Below are 16062 nucleotides of genomic sequence, written 5' to 3' on the forward strand. Positions count from 1 at the left end.
AGTATTCTTATAATGGTATAATTAACAAGATGAAAGTGGTGGAACTAATTGGTAAAAAAAGAACTTCCTAAATATCAAGTAATTGCCAACGATCTTTTGAATAAAATTCAAACTGGCATTTATGCGCAAAATACAATTATTCCTCCAGAAACTGAATTAGCGGATAAATATCAGGTAAGTCGACCAACAATGAGGCAAGCGATCTCATTGCTGGTCAATCAAGGTTATTTAGAGCGGCGTCGTAAAAGGGGCACCCTGGTTAAAAAAGTTAAAATCGAGCAGGAATTTACCCATTTGATTGAAAGCTATAGCGCAGAAATGAGTGCCAAAGGCATCTACCCTAAAACCAATCTGCTTTATTTTGATGAAGAAAAAGCTACACCCGAAGTATGCAAAAATTTACAGCTGCCTGAGAAAGCACCAGTTTTTAAATTAGTGCGGCTACGCTATGCTAATGATCAACCGATTGTTTTAGTTACAACTTATGTGCCTAAACAGAGGATACCTGAGTTGATTAATTATAATTTTGCCCAAGATTCTTTATACAGCACACTTGAAAAATACCATTTAAAAGTCACCCGGGTAATTAGAAAATTGGAAGTAATGGAAGCTGAGGAAACTACCGCCAACTTATTAAATATTGCAGTCCATAAGCCGATTTTTTACTTTCACACTCAAGGACTGACAAGGGATGAGCAGCCCATTGAGTACTCAATCGCTAAATACCGCGGAGACATTAATTCATTTATAATAGATGTCCAGCGTTAATTTGATATATAAAAAGTCTTACTTTGCCTGTGCAAGTCGAAGTAAGACTTCTTTTATTGAATTTTGATTGAGCCAACCGAGCTGATAGCAGTTAATTGATTGGCACTACCTTCATGCTTGTAAAAATGCTTGCCCATTCTACTGCCATGAAAGTAGATCGAGCCTAAAGTGGCGAATAAATCGTAATCTGTCTTATGCTCTTCATCATCTATCATTTTTAGTGAACCAGCGGCTAGTTTAAAGTGGTTTTTCCCTTGCAAGCTTGTGACCCTGATAGTTCCGGCAGCCAAATTTGCATGAGAATTCATCTTACAGTGATTGATGGATAAACTGCCAGCGTCTAGCACCATTTCGGCTTTATTTTGGATCGTGACGTCCTGTAATTTTAAGGAACCGGCATTTGCTCTGACTTCAAGTTGCTGCATGTTAAGTCCAGCTAGATCAATGCTGCCAGCAAAATTATTTAGCTGGACTTCATTCAGTTCTGCAGCTTGCGGTACTGTAATTGTTATTTTAGGTTTAATTCTGCTAATATAAACTTTTTTGTGAAAATGAGGCTTTCGTTCACGAATAAAAAGGGTTTGCTCTGCCACACGAATTTTTATTCGATTAGGATTAATGTCATGAGTTGATATATGAAAACCAGCGCCCACTTGAATAGTGACACTAGCGGTGGCTATTTCGGCATCTATGTTAATAAAATTTTCTAAATCAATTTCTTGCGATTCTACTTTTTCATCATGAGCTTCAAATTCTTTGTCGAAGTCTCCGTCAATATATATTTTCATGATTAAGCTGTCTCTTATCTTTTTAACATAAATTTAATTTTTTCTTTATCTTATGATATCACGCTAGCTTAAATGAAGCAATAAAAAAATAAAGTATTAGATTTAGTCAGCTAAAATAACCATTTAAAAAGACTAGGATTAATTTTAAAAATCAATCCCAGTCTTTTGCTTTATGTGGGTTAATCAGTTGCAAGATGTATAGAAGTTAATTTATGAGAATGTCACCATCACCACAAGAAACTTTGAGTAGAGGCACATCCCTTAATTTTCTAGCAAAATGTCTGTGATAGTTATTACCGTGAAATATAAGCTCATCCTCTGAAGAAGTTGCCAACTGGTAACTGATCTTGGGAGACCTGCTCATTTGAAAATCGCCTTCGCTTAGATTAAATGAGCTGTTGTCAAGTAAATTAGAATTATTTATCTTAGCATCACCGTCACCTAAGGTAGCCTTGATTTTAAAGTGACTACTGGTAACAATCAGGTCGCCTTCACTCATGTTGAGGAAACTGCTTGTTAATGTTGAATTGGAGATTTTCAAATCGCCATTATCAAGGTCAAAGTTGGCTTTGTGAGTTGTCACATTTTCAGCGCTAACATTACCATCTTCAAGCCGTAAATTGAGGTCAGCAACAGCTAAGTCGGCTAAATGAACATTGCCCTCAGAACATGATCCTGTTATTTCTTTTAGCGAGTCTGCTTCTGGAACAGTGACAATTACCTTATAAGTACCATCCTCATAAGCACCATTGTCTGAAATGGTCAGTTTCTCGCCATGAACCTTGGTACTGATCTTTTTTACATTAGGACCACTAACTTTAATTTGGAAGTTGTCTCCTTTAGCAATTTGGAAGTTGGGTTCTTCAGCGTCAATATTAATTTTAGAGAACTTGCCTACGTTGAAAGTACGGGATTTTGCTGGTACATGATGTGAGTATGCGTGAGTTTGATTACGATTAAAAAAGTTTTCAATATTGGTTGTTATGCCTGAATGGATATTATTGATATCTTCTCTGCCACCGTTAGTTTCACCAATACCAAGCAAAATTATACCGATAGTAATGATGGCAACACTGATTAGGTAAAACTTTTTCATTTTGATTCTCCTTGTTTTAGATAAGTTTTTAATTTTAAAATGGGTATTACTAACCAAGAAAACATTTAAGTAAAGTTTACTTGCCCACTAATTAATTAGAATATCGCCATCCATACTAGTAACTTTTAATACGGGTTTATTTTTAACTTTTTTTGCAAAATGATTGGAATGGTAAGAATCTTTAAAAATGATTTTATCATCCGAGTGATTTGTCAATACATAGTTGATCTTAGGCGCATTTGACATTGAAAAGTCGCCGTCATTCAATATAATTGAGCTGTTATTTAGTATTTGAGAGTCGCTAATCTTAACATCGCCATCATTTAGTTTTAGTGAACTACGTGAAAAAGTCGACTGGTTTACTTTGAGGTCACCGTCATTTGAATTTAGGTCAAGGCTTTTCGCAGTAAGCTTATTAATCAAAACGTCACCATCTTCTATTGTCAAATTGATGCGGGGAACGTTTAAACTATTGATATAAAAATCACCCTCTTCACAAAAACCAGTTATCTTTTTTATGGCGCTTTTAGCAGGAACATAAACATCAACGCTATAATAACCATCGTTATAATCATGTTCAGGCTGATCCGAAATAGTGAGCATATTATGATCAACTTTAGTTTTTATTTTTTTGATGTCTGCACCGTGCCCCCCTCTAACAACCACTTTAAACTTGTTAATATCCTTAAGTGAAATTCGGATATCAGGTCTGTAACAGGCTAACTTAATATTGTCGAACTTGTTCACGTAAAAAGTTTTGCTTTCATTATAATGAGCGTGTTTACCATTATAATCATGTGACGGGTTATCATTTAATCTAAATACGACTAGTAGGATCAGCCCAATAAGTAATAGCAGTCCAAAGATTAGCCCACAAATTTTATAAAACTTTTTCATTTTTATTTTTCCTTATCTGTATTTTTTCCGGTATTAGTTTGAAAATAATTTTTCTTTAAAATATTTTTACCAAGGTTACGCATAAACTGGGTACACTTGGCAATTAAAATTTTGCCTAATTTGATAATGAATGGGAGTAATAAAAGAATAATGCCAATGCAAATTAAGGATTTACCCAAGTAAAGACAGCCGACTGGCCAGTTGTGAGTGAATAGCAGGGTTAATGACTTAAGAAAGTTTAAGCCACCACCGACAAAGAATTTAAACAAAAAGGCTATTATAGTAAAAAATAAGCCAAAGAAAACTGCGAGTATAAAGAAGAGCACGAATAAAATTGCTAAAACGAGTGGGATGCCAATTGGAGCAGCACAAATTCCTAATAAAATGTACCAGCTGGCCTTTAAGTTTGACTTCGGAGTCTCCTTTCTTGGAGAAACAGAATCATCTTTGCTTGAATAATCGGCTAAAATATTGATTGCTAATTGTTTGGGCGTTCCTAGTTCAGCTTCGATGGTAGAACGTCTGATGAAGTCACCGTCCAATAAAAATTCGTGGTAAAATTCGACAACATCTTCGCGATCTTTTTCAGGCAAATCAGCTAAGTTTTGTTCTAGTTCGGAAATATAATCATCAATTACTTTGGTCATTTTGCCCTCCTAATACTTGATTAACTCTTGCACTAAAATCTTGCCATTCATCTTGAATTGTATTTAGCAGCGTGAGGCCTTCATCAGTAATGTGATAGTAACGTCGGTTGCGTCCTTGATAAGGCTCATCATAAGTTGTTAAGCAGTTATTCTTTTTTAGTCTGCGTAAAACTGGATAGATAGTTGACTCGGAGATAGAAAAAATCTTTTGCACATTTTGTGTCAAAGCGTAGCCATACAGATCATCTTGTTTTAGAAAAGCTAAAACCGCACCATCTAGCAAACGAGTCGGTATTTGGATTGCCATGCTTTGCCTCCCCTAATATTATATGATATATAATATTTTAATTTAGATTTAAGAAATTAGCAAGTACTGAACCTAAATTTTCCATAAATAATACAAAAAATAAGACCCCCGAAATTGTCTTAATCTCGGGGGTCACATCAGCTACGTCCTACTTTTATTTAATGATTATATCTCCATCCCTTAAGGTTGCTATTAACGAGTCACTTTGCATACTTTGACTGTTAAAACTATTGCCAATACTGGAATTGCGATAAATAATGTCGCCATCGTTTACTTTAAGCTGCACACTGATGTCATGGGCAAGTTGGCTTAACTTCAAATCGCCATTCGTACTCTTAACAATATTTTGATCGGTTAGCTGGCTTTTCCTGATCAGAACATCTCCATCCTGTGCTTGTAAACTGATGTTAGCATGGCATTGGTTAATTTCTATATCTCCATCATCTGTTTGGGTAATTATTTGCTTAAGGATGCTGCGTTTAAAACTGCCGTCTCCGTTTTGAACTTTACTGGATAACTGAGCAATTTTTGACTGAGTAACAAAGCAATCAGCGTTCTGGCCGGCAAAAATAAATTCATCTGAAACTCTGACATTATTGATGTATATGTCACCATTATGAAGGTTAAGTACGATGCTTTTTAGTTTTAGATTTTGCAACATGATGTCACCATTATGACTTTGTCCGCTAATTTTAGTTAAAGAATCTAATTTAGGAACAGTGATTTCCACGCGACTGACAGCCGTGAGCCTGTTGAACATGATTACACTGTTTTTTTGCTCGATAGGAGTCTCTTTAACAACCAACGTTTGCTTGACTAAATTAGTTTCTATGGGTCTGCTACTGTAATCTGCTACGGTTATTTGAAATTGACTACCTTGATGAATAATTACATCTGTAGTCTTAACTGCCAATTTTACTTGATTGAAGTTTTCAAGGGCAATGGTACGCTTTCTGCGGGGATATCTTTTGACACGCAAGCCATTAAAGTAATTATCACTGGCATGGGGGTCATTAGCAGAGGCAGTAACTGCTGTTAAAAATTTAACATAATCCTGCTTGATTTCTTTTGCCAGGTCATCTGGCGTACCTAGTTCTTTAACTATTTCTTCTTTTGTTTGAAAATCACCGTCCAGCAGAAAATCACGGTAGAAGTCAAGTGTATATTTTTGTTCTGATGTAGATAAAGACGTCAAATTCAGAGCCAATTTGGAGATGAAATTTTCGATTAGTGGAGTCATCCTGTTTCTCCTGTCACTATAAAATATCTTTTTTCTTTTTATTATACGCTATAATTTATGAAAAAAATATTAAAATTGTTTATAACAACTATTTAGCCCACAGAAACTGACCGATAATCTGATCTACTTTGGAATTGTCGTGCAACTTACTGTGTTGTCCACCTGCACCTTTAATTTCAATTTCATGGTAATTTACTTTGCCACGCAACAAATATCGTAAAGACTGGGCTGAAACGCAACTGACGTCATCATCAGAATTGGTACCATTTTCTTTATTGCCAAAAATATTCAACACTGATACATTGTTTGGAAAGTTATGACGATGCGTTAAAAAATACTGATAGGATTGGGTCATATATTTTGGTTTCCCATTTTTAAGCAGATAATTGTGATTGGGCTTCTCATCTAAACCAATAATACCATTAAATGGGGCACCAAGATTGACCTGCTTTTTTAATCGAGGCAAATTGCGATCCTGTCCATATTTTAACTGATAAGAGAGAGTCATGATATTTCCCATAGAATGAGCTACGGTATTATATTGCTTAATATGGTATTTTTGTTTTAAACATAATATCAGGTTGTGAAACCACTCTCGCGTTGTGTAATAGTTGCTGTTTTTATTATCTTGCAAAATTACTTGAATAAGCGGTCTTTTAGTTTTGCGGGGCCAATTTCCCTGTAATTCAACCTTACCTGCAGGAGAAATTTTAGCTGTTAATACCTTGTGTGCATCATTATGCTGTTCGGCATATGCAATCATTCCTGCACTCGAGCGAGCACCAGCACCATAGCCATGTAAATAAATGGTAGGAGTAGCTTTAAAATAAGCTTTTTTCGTATTGCCAGAATTGACTTCTTCCGTAGCCGTATGCGAACTTTTTTGTTCATAAGTGTGAAACAGAACACTTGTAATTAGCAGTAAGCCTAAAATGCTTACTCCTATTAAACATTTTTTCTTCATTAATATTGCCTACTTTGATCATTTATGTATTAATTATATCTTATATATATTATTCTATTATTAAAAATATAAAAGCTTAATAATAGCGTTAGCTTTTTAGACACTCGTATTGAAAGGAAAAAGATGCAATGACACCAATTTTTATTTTAATTAGAGGAAATTCAGGCAGTGGCAAAACTGTCTTAGCCAATTGTTTGCAAAATCATTTTGGCTACCAAAGATGTTTGCTTTTACATGAAGATTTATTGCGCCTTGATATTTTGCATGTTAAGGAAAAAGAGACGGCACCAACTGCCAGTCTGATAGAATTAATGATTGAATGGGGCAAACAATACTACCCTATAGTTATATTGGAAGGGATACTGCCCAAAAGGATTTATGGCACAACTTTAACTAAAATAATTCATGAATTTGGTGCAGGAGCATTTGTTTATTACTTAGATATTTCTTTTGCGCAAACTGTAAAAAATAATGAAGAAAAAGAAAGTCCTTTTCCGCTTGAGACTCTCGAGAAATGGTGGCTTGAACAAGATACACTTGGCGAAAAAGAGCGCAAGCTGACAAGTGCCACTGTCAAAGAACTGGCAGAACAAGTTCTAACGGATATTGCAGATTATGAAAACAAAAAAGGGGACTAGAAAGTCTCCTTCAAGCTGAATTTTTTAAAAGCAATAAAAAAAGCACCGACTACTTGCAGTGCTATTTTTATTATGGTGGGTGGCCAGGGGCTCGAACCCTGGACCCACGGATTAAGAGTCCGTTGCTCTGCCAACTGAGCTAGCCACCCGTCACCATTTCTGTTGACAGTTAATTATGATAACAATTAATTCGGCTTTTGACAAGGCTTTTGTATAAAAAAGTATAAAGAATTCTGCTTAACATTTGCTTAGGGCAGAATTTGTAGTTATAAAGCTATAGTTTGTTGCTTTTATTTGTTAATTTCATGAGGTTTTGCAAAAGTAAAGTGAGTAGATAAAATACTGTTGAATCAATGCTTTTGCTGAAAAAGTGCTGGATTAATTGTTTAAAACAATAACAAATACAATAGAATTGACAAATGAAACTGATCTGATATTATATAAAGGTTTAAGGTCTTTTGACAAACAAAAAAGGCAGCAACCAAGTGATTACCACCTTTAATTATCAATGGGTGGCCAGGGGTTCGAACCCTGGACCCACGGATTAAGAGTCCGTTGCTCTGCCAGCTGAGCTAGCCACCCATAAGCGTTATTACAAATAACCAACGGAGACTATTATGCTATTATTTTCACTGAAATGCAAGTTTTTTTATTAAATTTTGGTGACTTTTTTGGCTAATAAACTAAAAACCAGTATAATGATCACAAAAGGGGGCTTTTCGATGTCAAAGAGAATTCTCGTTGTTGATGATGAAAAACCAATTTCTGATATTATTAAATTTAATTTGACAAAAGAAGGGTTTGACGTCGACACTGCGTATGATGGCGAAGAGGCTATCAAGAAAGTTGACGAATATAATCCTGACTTAATGATTTTAGACTTGATGCTACCCAAAAAAGACGGTTTAGATGTAGCACGTGAAGTAAGACAAACTCATGATATGCCTATCATCATGGTGACAGCAAAAGACACTGAAATTGATAAAGTTTTAGGTCTGGAAATGGGCGCAGACGATTATGTGACTAAGCCTTTTTCTAACCGTGAATTAGTAGCGCGGGTGAAGGCTAATTTGCGTCGGCGCAATATCGTCAAAAAAGATGAAAGTGCTAGCGATGGCAGTTCCACGAAAAATATTACCATCGGCAATCTGGTTATTATGCCAGACGCTTATATTGTTGAAAAAGAAGGCAAAAAGATTGAGCTGACTCACCGTGAATTTGAGTTGCTCTATTATTTAGCACAGCATATGGATCAGGTAATGACCAGGGAGCATCTTTTACAGACTGTTTGGGGCTATGACTACTTTGGTGATGTCCGGACAGTCGATGTTACTGTACACCGTTTGCGTGAAAAAATTGAAGATAATCCAATCCAGCCGCAGATTTTAGTAACTCGGCGTGGTGTTGGCTATTACGTAAAACAGCCTAATGAAGACTAGCAAAGAAAGCCCCGCAATGTTTAGCAAGCGTGGCTTTCTTTTTATTTAATTTTGTAAAATTATGAAAAAAATCAAGAATAAGTTTAAACATTTAACTATTTCTATTAATACTACTTTAGCCATTGTATTTATGGCCATGATCATTGCCACAATTGAGGTTATTGGTGCTTATTTTACGCGCCAATTAGAGCAAAACAGTATTGAAAATTTTCAATCTTCAATTCAGGTTTTGCCCATTGTATCAAACCAATTGTCAACGCAATTATTGAAAGACAATAAGCATACTGACAGTAATTTAAACAGGATTGTCAATGATTATAGCAATGGTATTGGCACAATTAGTGAAATTATTGTTGTAGACAATAAGGATATCATTCGTGCGGTTTCAAATTTAAATGATAAAAACCGGATTGGTCAGCGAGTCAATAATACGCTGGTAAAGCAGGTAACTTCCACTGGCAGGCAGGCAACTAAAGTAGTTAATAATCACGGCGATTATATGGTGCAGGTTACCCCTTTGAATGCAGGCAACGGTTCCGCTAATACTGTTGGTGCGATTTATGTGCGCGCGTCGATGCAGGGAGTTTTCAATGACTTGCGTAATATTTCACTGATGTTCTTAGTTACTTCTTTAATTGCGGCGGTAATGGGTGCCATTTTATCGCTAGTTGTTTCCCATGCGATTACTAAACCGATTGAGGAAATGCAAAAGCAGGCTCTTAGTATTGCTGACGGTGACTATTCAAGCCAAGTAAAGATCTATTCAAATGATGAGTTGGGTCAATTGGGGCAGGCTTTTAACACATTATCTGTCAGAATTGAACGTTCACAAGAAGAATCTGAAAGTGAGCAGCGCAGACTGGACAGCGTCTTGTCCCATATGAGTGATGGCGTTCTTGCTACTGACAGGCACGGTAATGTTAACGTTGTTAACCAGATGGCGCTCAACTTTTTGAATCAAACAGAAGATAAAATTATTAATAAGCCAATTGCTCAAGTTCTAGGTCTGAAAGAATCTTCGCAGGATTTAATTGGCAGCCAAAAGGGAATTGTGATTACAATCGGTCAGGGAACACGCGACGAAGTCATTTTACATGCCAGTTTTTCTCTTATTAAAAGGGTGACAGGTTTTGTTTCCGGTAGTGTTTGTGTTTTGCACGATATTACTGAACAACAGAAAAATGAAAATTCACAAAAGCAGTTTGTCTCTAATGTCTCTCATGAGTTGCGTACCCCGCTTACTAGTCTGCACGCGTACATTGAAACTTTAAATGAAGGGGCCTGGAAAGATCCCAATGTTGCTCCTAAATTTTTACAGGTAACGCAAGAAGAAACCGAGCGCATGATCCGAATGATTAGTGAACTTCTCAGCTTGTCACGCATGGACAGAGGAGTTTCTAAAGTTGATGTGGAATGGGTTAACTTTAATGACTTTGTAGCTCATATCCTTGATCGCTTTGACATGATTGTCAAAACGGATAAAAAAGAAAACAAAAAATATACTATTAAGCGTGAGTTGGGCACACAGGCTTTGTGGGTAGAAATCGATACAGATAAGTTTGCCCAAGTAATTGATAATATTATGAATAATGCAATTAAATATTCACCTAATGGTGGGACAATCACAGTTAAACTTCATTCTGAACAAAAGCGGATTGTTCTCAGTATTGCTGATCAAGGTTTAGGCATTCCACGTGAAGATCTGACTAAAATCTTTGATCGCTTTTACCGTGTTGACAAAGCCCGTTCTCGAGCTCAAGGCGGCACTGGTCTAGGTCTTGCGATTGCTAAAGAAATTGTGGAGGAACATCACGGTCATATTTGGGCCAATAGTAGTGAAGGCAACGGCTCTACTTTTTATATTGCACTGCCTTATGAACCAATGAGCGAAGGGGATGATTGGGATGAAGTCTAAATTTAAGCTCGGCGATGCGCTACTTTTACTGGGGACGGTGGCTGTTTTCGTTCTCTCAATCGTTCTCTGGATTTTTATCATGACTAATGACCAGTATTTTAATCATATTAATCAAACAAACAGAGTAACTGAACAAACAAAAAACAGGCGTGACCGCATTGCTTCCAACCTGTATATCCCCACTAATTCTTATGGATTTAGAAACGGTCAGTTATATCGTTTATATGATGCTAAAAAGAATTTGCCCCTGGAATTTGTCAAAGAAATAAAAGGGGTAAGATACCGTAGTATTAATAAAATTAGCACTGGGAAAACGCAGTATGAAAAAATGCTGCATGATGAAAATTGTATTCAGCTAAGCTTTCCTAAAGAAGTTAGCATCAATCTGTTTACTAGGAAAAGCGTTAAAAAAGATGATGTACAATTTCGACGCGTCTTTGTGACAGACAGCAATAATTACCTTTACCTTGGAAATGATAAGACTTATACCGTTTACCGGGTTCATTTAATTAAAGGCAATTTTTCTAAACTACGCAATTATGCCAGCAGAGCTCAAGGAAGAGTTCCAGTGGAGTTCGTACGTCTCAAAAATTGTTATGAGGTATTCTTTACTAAACAAGACCATTGGAAAATATACAGCTACCTTACTAATACCCAAACTGATTCATATTTCGTATCTCGTCTGCTTGGTACTACTAACGTGACAACCCGCTCTAATAAAAAAGGCTGGACTACGTACTCGCTTAATTACTATACCAATTTACGAGCTCCTAAGGCTAAAACTGGACGACATGATTTTCACTATACTCGGTATGAGAAGCGTAAAGGCATATCCCTTAATGATCAGCTTTTAGAGAGCGTAGATTTTGTTCATAAACTAGGTTTAAGCGAGCAGGATTTGCGTTACTTTGATACTGTAAATGATTCTATAAGCTATATTAATTATATTGAAGGCATACCGGTCTTTTGGGATAAAAATAACCCACAAGTTGCAACCGCTTTCACTGAAGATGCAGTAAAAGTTGATTTTAACAATACAGATTTGCAAATACCAATACCTTTTGATGGTCAGACGAAAACTTTGCCAACAAGCGCAGCAGTAATGCAAAAATTAATAAATGCCGGTATGAGAAAAGATGAAATTCAACGTATAATAGTGGCTTTTAAGGTTGAAAAGGATAATTCACACGACCACTTGGTTAACCTGGTACCGGGATATTATGTTAAAGCATATGATGAGTGGAAGAGTTTAGCCGAATGGGAGAAAATAGATTTTCTGGCTCTGAATAAATATAGGCAGACATTAACGGAAGAGGGGAAATAAGATGGACCGTAAAAGAATAGAATGGTTATTTTTCGTCATTTTCTTGTTAATCGATATTTATTTAGGAATTGAAATTTGGCGTTCGCCTATTAGCTTGAGCAATACTGCCGGTTCTACTGCAACAAGCATTCGTGCCGAGATGCGAGCTGACGGAATTGACGTGCCCCTGCATATTTCACATAAGCAACAATCTGGTTATTATTTAGCTGTTAAAAAGCGTGATTATCTTTCTGGTAAAAGCAGTAGTCTTACACAAGTTGCTACACATTATTCCAAAAGTGACAATTCTTTAACTGGGACACCTAAGTCCATGATTCTACTTAGTGGCAACCGCAAAAATAATATGCAGCAGCTGGAAGATTTTAAAAACGATCCTAAAAATGTACCCTATGGTAAAACTTTTAAGTTTGAACCCAGCATGTCTGGTGACAATACATATTGCTATGTGCAAAATACCGCTTATGGTCGCATTTACGACAGTGATGCGCAATTAACAATTAATGTGCGCAATGATCAAATTATTAACTATACTATTTCCTATATGGGTCCTATTAAAGCAGTTCGTGAACCGCAATTAATTATTAGTGCTTGGCACGCTGTTAAGGCAATGTATACTGACAGGGAAATTGCCAACAATTCGCGGGTAATGCGAGTTAGTTTAGGCTATTCTAAATTAACCGATGTTCGCGGCAGTACAATTTTGCTGCCTACATGGCTAATTCAAGTTGAAAATAAGACGACTAAGAACATCACTGTTAAAAGAGTTAATGCATTTACAGCACAAATCTTGCAAGGCAGCTCATATAATGTTAATGTACAGAAAAATTAGGAAGGGATAATGCGGTGCAGGTTTCTGTTTTAGCCAGTGGTTCAACTGGTAACACCAGCTTAATTGAAACTGGTCAGCATAAAATTTTAATGGATGCAGGTTTATCAGGTAAAAAAATCAAGACCCTGTTAAGTCAAGTTGGCGTTGATATTAAAGACATTGACATGGTCTTTTTAAGTCATGATCATTCAGATCACAGCAAAGGACTGGGGGTTTTAATGCGCCGTTACCCTAGAATTGCGGCTTTTGCCAACAGTGGCACTTGGGAATATTTAACTGAAACACAAAAAATTGGGCAAATACCGGTTGAACAAATTAATATTATTGAGCCGGGGCAAACCAAGACTTTTGGCGATTTGGATGTGACAGCATTTGCGACTAGCCACGATGCAGCACAGCCTCAATATTACGTTTTTACCAGTGGTGGCAAGAGAATTGCTTTTTTGACAGATACCGGCTATGTCTCTCGTAAGGTAAAAAGCGTGATTGAAGATGCGGATGCCTATCTCATGGAGTTTAATTATGATGATATGATGTTGCGCAATGGTCCATATTCTTGGAGCTTAAAGCAGCGCATTTTGTCAGATGTCGGACATTTATCAAATGATGATGCCGGGCAGGCTTTGCTCGATGTGGTGACAAGTAAAACCGAACACATTTTTTTAGCACATAGAAGTCAGCATAATAATACGGCAAAATTGGCTTATAATGCTGCTAAAAAAATAATGGTTGATGGGGATGCTAATTTGCCCAGTGATGTTAAAATTGTTCTGACCGATCCGATCCAGCCAACTAATTTAGTACAAATTTAAGGAAACTTTTTATCTTTTTTCAAGTTTTGTTAGTATAGTAAAAAGATATGCAAAGGAGATTAAATAATGAATAATCAAAACTCTGGTCATCAGCAACATGGCATTATGAAAACTGCTATTGTTGGTGTTGTAGCCGGACTAATTGGTGGAGGAGCTTCATATGTAGCCTTAGATCAAATTAATAACGCTAATATGAATAACAATGCTCAAACGACTATTAGCTCCAGTAGCGCGAAAACTTCCAGAAACAGTGCTAAAACCAGTGGCACAATGACACCAGCTTATAACGACGTTAAAGGTGCCGTGGTTTCAGTTATTAATATGAAACGGCAATCAAGCAGCAGTAACTCTATTTTCGATATTTTTGGCGATGACGATAATGATAATAAGGGTAAGGGAAAACTACAGACATATAGTGAAGGTTCTGGAGTAATTTACCAGAGATCTGGTAATAAAGGCTATATTGTAACTAACAATCACGTTGTTTCGGGCAGCGATAAAGTGCAAGTCATGCTGTCTAATGGTAAAACTGTTAATGCACGTATTGTGGGCACGGATGCAACAACAGATTTAGCTGTTCTTTCAATTGATAGCAGCTATGTAACTCAAACGGCTGAATTTGGTGACTCTAAGAGTTTACAGGCAGGACAAACAGTTATTGCAGTCGGTTCGCCACTTGGCAGCGAATACGCTTCAACGGTTACTCAAGGGATAATATCAGCACCAGCACGTAGTATTACAACTTCTTCTGCTAATCAGCAGACGGTTATTCAAACTGATGCTGCTATTAACCCGGGTAATTCGGGTGGTGCGTTAGTCAATTCTGCAGGGCAAGTAATTGGTATTAACTCAATGAAACTTTCTCAATCAAGTGACGGCACATCAGTTGAAGGTATGGGCTTTGCCATTCCATCAAATGAAGTGGTAACCATAGTTAATCAGCTGGTTAAAAAGGGCAAGATTGTTCGCCCGCAATTAGGAGTTAAAGTGATTGCTTTGCAAGGCATACCTTATAGCAACAGAAAGCAACTTAACATTAAGTCTAATCTGAAAAATGGTATTTATGTCGCTTCGGTTTCCAAGCATAGTGCTGCGTCTGCGGCCGGAATTAAGACTGGTGATGTAATTATCAAAGTTGACAACAAATCTGTGTCAGATGTTGCTTCGTTACACAGCATTTTGTATAATCACAAAGTCGGAGATACCATTAATTTAACCATTAATCGTAACGGCAAAGAGATTAATTTACGCGTAAAATTACAATCCGATTAAACAAAGAATATTCTAGAATTAAGTAATAAAAAGGCTATACTATGCGATTTGAAACATAAGTATAGCTTTTTTCTTAACATTGTTGTTGAGAAACATAAAAAAGTTCGCGAATAATTATTGTCAAGCAAAAAACATGATAGCATATTTTGTTGGTAACTGTGGATAACTTTGTGGATTGTGCATAAAATGCGCAAAAGCGGTTGGGATAAATTGTGTATAACCTGTGAATTGTGTGTAAATAATAGTGAAAATTAATTAGCTCAAACAGTTGTTCAAGGCTCAATAACAGTATTTGAGGGCAAAAAGTTTGTGAAAATCAACTATGAAAAATATTTATGTGGGTAAATCAGTGATGATAAATATAAAAAATTTGGCAAAACACAATTTGTTCGCTTACTAAAGGTAAAAACCACAAAATGTAGTTTTGAACTTTACACAGCTGTGGAAAAAGCAAGTGGAAACTTTGGGAATTGGGGGATAAAATAGCAATTATGAATATTAAAATTATTTGTGTGGGTAAGTTAAAAGAAAAATACTTTAAAGATGCAATCGCTGAATATCAAAAAAGGCTGAGCCGTTTTGCCAAGGTACAAGTAATTGAAGTACCTGATGAAAAGGCACCGGAAAAGTTTAGTCAAGCAGAACAGGATAATGTCAAAGAAGTCGAAGGGCAAAGGATCTTAAATAAAATTAAAGATAAGGAATACGTTTTTGTAACTGCAATTAAGGGTAAACAGCGCAGTAGTGAAGAGTTTGCTCGTGAACTAAAGGATTTGGCAACTTATGGGCATTCTGATTTAACTTTTGTAATTGGTGGCAGCTTAGGTACCAGTCCAGCAGTAAACCAGCGTGCCAATGATCTGCTGAGTTTTGGCAAGTTGACTTTGCCACATCAGTTAATGCGGGTCGTTTTAATTGAACAAATTTATCGCGGCTTTATGATTAATAGTGGTAGTCCTTATCATAAGTAGACCAAATAGTTCTAATGCTGTATTTTAATCATTACGCAGGTCTAATTTTTAAAATTATATTTAAGATGGAATTTTAGCATGAAAAAAATTGGAATCCGCTAGGTTACCGAAGAAGCACAAGTTTTAACGGTTACGGCTTCACAATTTTGGTAAAA

At 36.4% G+C, this 16062-nt stretch carries 16 protein-coding genes and 2 tRNA genes; 9 read left to right on the forward strand and 9 right to left on the reverse strand.

What is annotated here, in order from left to right; translation table 11 throughout:
• Positions 1–48 precede the first annotated feature (48 nt).
• The gene (locus JF76_RS00665; RefSeq protein WP_045927371.1) at positions 49–768 is read left to right on the forward strand and encodes a GntR family transcriptional regulator; all 720 of its coding nucleotides are present in this window, start codon (positions 49–51) and stop codon (positions 766–768) included.
• 53 nt (positions 769–821) lie between these two features.
• Here the strand turns inward: JF76_RS00665 and JF76_RS00670 are convergent, their stop codons facing one another.
• The 7 genes from JF76_RS00670 to JF76_RS00700 all read right to left on the reverse strand — a co-directional run bounded on the left by JF76_RS00670 (position 822) and on the right by JF76_RS00700 (position 6707).
• Entirely contained in the window at positions 822–1556 is a 735-nt protein-coding gene (locus JF76_RS00670) for a DUF4097 family beta strand repeat-containing protein (protein ID WP_045927372.1), read from the reverse strand.
• A 205-nt stretch (positions 1557–1761) separates the two neighbouring features.
• Complete coding sequence (locus JF76_RS00675; protein WP_045927373.1) at positions 1762–2652, reverse strand: DUF4097 family beta strand repeat-containing protein; 891 nt, start codon at positions 2650–2652, stop codon at positions 1762–1764.
• Positions 2653–2739: 87 nt separating this feature from the next.
• Positions 2740–3549 carry a DUF4097 family beta strand repeat-containing protein gene (locus JF76_RS00680; protein ID WP_045927374.1) on the reverse strand — a complete coding sequence of 270 codons (810 nt, stop codon included), beginning with the start codon at positions 3547–3549 and terminating at the stop codon, positions 2740–2742.
• A 2-nt stretch (positions 3550–3551) separates the two neighbouring features.
• Complete coding sequence (locus JF76_RS00685) at positions 3552–4196, reverse strand: DUF1700 domain-containing protein (RefSeq protein WP_052697034.1); 645 nt, start codon at positions 4194–4196, stop codon at positions 3552–3554.
• Positions 4180–4503 carry a PadR family transcriptional regulator gene (locus JF76_RS00690; protein WP_034980930.1) on the reverse strand — a complete coding sequence of 108 codons (324 nt, stop codon included), beginning with the start codon at positions 4501–4503 and terminating at the stop codon, positions 4180–4182. Before JF76_RS00690 ends, JF76_RS00685 begins: the two co-directional genes overlap by 17 nt.
• 154 nt (positions 4504–4657) lie before the next feature.
• Entirely contained in the window at positions 4658–5743 is a 1086-nt protein-coding gene (locus tag JF76_RS09870) for a DUF4097 family beta strand repeat-containing protein (RefSeq protein WP_052697035.1), read from the reverse strand.
• Between the two features lie 88 nt (positions 5744–5831).
• Positions 5832–6707, reverse strand: a complete 876-nt coding sequence (locus JF76_RS00700; protein ID WP_045927375.1) for an alpha/beta hydrolase — start codon at positions 6705–6707, stop codon at positions 5832–5834.
• Between the two features lie 128 nt (positions 6708–6835).
• Between JF76_RS00700 and JF76_RS00705 the strand changes: the two genes are divergently transcribed.
• On the forward strand, positions 6836–7345 hold the full coding sequence (locus JF76_RS00705; protein ID WP_045927376.1) for a zeta toxin family protein: 510 nt from the start codon (positions 6836–6838) through the stop codon (positions 7343–7345).
• A 73-nt stretch (positions 7346–7418) separates the two neighbouring features.
• Here the strand turns inward: JF76_RS00705 and JF76_RS00710 are convergent.
• Both JF76_RS00710 and JF76_RS00715 read right to left on the reverse strand, forming a co-directional pair.
• A tRNA-Lys gene (locus JF76_RS00710) sits at positions 7419–7494 on the reverse strand.
• A gap of 360 nt (positions 7495–7854) precedes the next feature.
• Positions 7855–7927, reverse strand: a tRNA-Lys gene (locus JF76_RS00715).
• A gap of 140 nt (positions 7928–8067) precedes the next feature.
• On the opposite strand from JF76_RS00715, the gene yycF reads away from it, so the two are divergent.
• The 7 genes from yycF (at position 8068) to rlmH (ending at position 15907) form a co-directional block, all read left to right on the forward strand.
• A complete protein-coding gene (gene yycF / locus JF76_RS00720) occupies positions 8068–8784 on the forward strand; it encodes a response regulator YycF (protein ID WP_045927377.1) in 717 nt (238 codons plus the stop codon).
• A gap of 61 nt (positions 8785–8845) precedes the next feature.
• Positions 8846–10699: a cell wall metabolism sensor histidine kinase WalK gene (gene walK / locus JF76_RS00725; RefSeq protein ID WP_045927378.1), complete on the forward strand. Its 1854-nt coding sequence runs from the start codon at positions 8846–8848 to the stop codon at positions 10697–10699.
• Positions 10689–12023, forward strand: a complete 1335-nt coding sequence (locus tag JF76_RS00730; protein WP_045927379.1) for a hypothetical protein — start codon at positions 10689–10691, stop codon at positions 12021–12023. Before walK ends, JF76_RS00730 begins: the two co-directional genes overlap by 11 nt.
• Before the next feature lies 1 nt (position 12024).
• The gene (locus JF76_RS00735; RefSeq protein WP_045927380.1) at positions 12025–12852 is read left to right on the forward strand and encodes a two-component system regulatory protein YycI; all 828 of its coding nucleotides are present in this window, start codon (positions 12025–12027) and stop codon (positions 12850–12852) included.
• A 14-nt stretch (positions 12853–12866) separates the two neighbouring features.
• Positions 12867–13664, forward strand: coding sequence for an MBL fold metallo-hydrolase (locus JF76_RS00740; protein ID WP_045927381.1), 798 nt, complete (start codon positions 12867–12869; stop codon positions 13662–13664).
• Between the two features lie 66 nt (positions 13665–13730).
• Positions 13731–14936: a S1C family serine protease gene (locus tag JF76_RS00745; RefSeq protein ID WP_045927382.1), complete on the forward strand. Its 1206-nt coding sequence runs from the start codon at positions 13731–13733 to the stop codon at positions 14934–14936.
• A gap of 491 nt (positions 14937–15427) precedes the next feature.
• Entirely contained in the window at positions 15428–15907 is a 480-nt protein-coding gene (rlmH, locus tag JF76_RS00750) for a 23S rRNA (pseudouridine(1915)-N(3))-methyltransferase RlmH (RefSeq protein WP_045927383.1), read from the forward strand.
• Positions 15908–16062 lie beyond the last annotated feature (155 nt).

The organism is Lactobacillus kullabergensis, from assembly GCF_000967195.1.
Classification (GTDB): Bacteria; Bacillota; Bacilli; order Lactobacillales; family Lactobacillaceae; genus Lactobacillus; species Lactobacillus kullabergensis.

Excerpts from the sequence above, each read along its gene's own strand:
- JF76_RS00745 (WP_045927382.1), top strand. The coding sequence starts at position 13,731 with ATGAATAATCAAAACTCTGGTCATCAGCAACATGGCATTATGAAAACT.
- rlmH (WP_045927383.1), top strand. The coding sequence starts at position 15,428 with ATGAATATTAAAATTATTTGTGTGGGTAAGTTAAAAGAAAAATACTTT.
- JF76_RS00690 (WP_034980930.1), bottom strand. The coding sequence starts at position 4,503 with ATGGCAATCCAAATACCGACTCGTTTGCTAGATGGTGCGGTTTTAGCT.
- JF76_RS00680 (WP_045927374.1), bottom strand. The coding sequence starts at position 3,549 with ATGAAAAAGTTTTATAAAATTTGTGGGCTAATCTTTGGACTGCTATTA.
- JF76_RS00700 (WP_045927375.1), bottom strand. The coding sequence starts at position 6,707 with ATGAAGAAAAAATGTTTAATAGGAGTAAGCATTTTAGGCTTACTGCTA.
- walK (WP_045927378.1), top strand. The coding sequence starts at position 8,846 with ATGAAAAAAATCAAGAATAAGTTTAAACATTTAACTATTTCTATTAAT.
- JF76_RS00675 (WP_045927373.1), bottom strand. The coding sequence starts at position 2,652 with ATGAAAAAGTTTTACCTAATCAGTGTTGCCATCATTACTATCGGTATA.
- JF76_RS00730 (WP_045927379.1), top strand. The coding sequence starts at position 10,689 with ATGAAGTCTAAATTTAAGCTCGGCGATGCGCTACTTTTACTGGGGACG.
- JF76_RS09870 (WP_052697035.1), bottom strand. The coding sequence starts at position 5,743 with ATGACTCCACTAATCGAAAATTTCATCTCCAAATTGGCTCTGAATTTG.
- JF76_RS00670 (WP_045927372.1), bottom strand. The coding sequence starts at position 1,556 with ATGAAAATATATATTGACGGAGACTTCGACAAAGAATTTGAAGCTCAT.
- JF76_RS00705 (WP_045927376.1), top strand. The coding sequence starts at position 6,836 with ATGACACCAATTTTTATTTTAATTAGAGGAAATTCAGGCAGTGGCAAA.
- JF76_RS00685 (WP_052697034.1), bottom strand. The coding sequence starts at position 4,196 with ATGACCAAAGTAATTGATGATTATATTTCCGAACTAGAACAAAACTTA.
- JF76_RS00735 (WP_045927380.1), top strand. The coding sequence starts at position 12,025 with ATGGACCGTAAAAGAATAGAATGGTTATTTTTCGTCATTTTCTTGTTA.
- yycF (WP_045927377.1), top strand. The coding sequence starts at position 8,068 with ATGTCAAAGAGAATTCTCGTTGTTGATGATGAAAAACCAATTTCTGAT.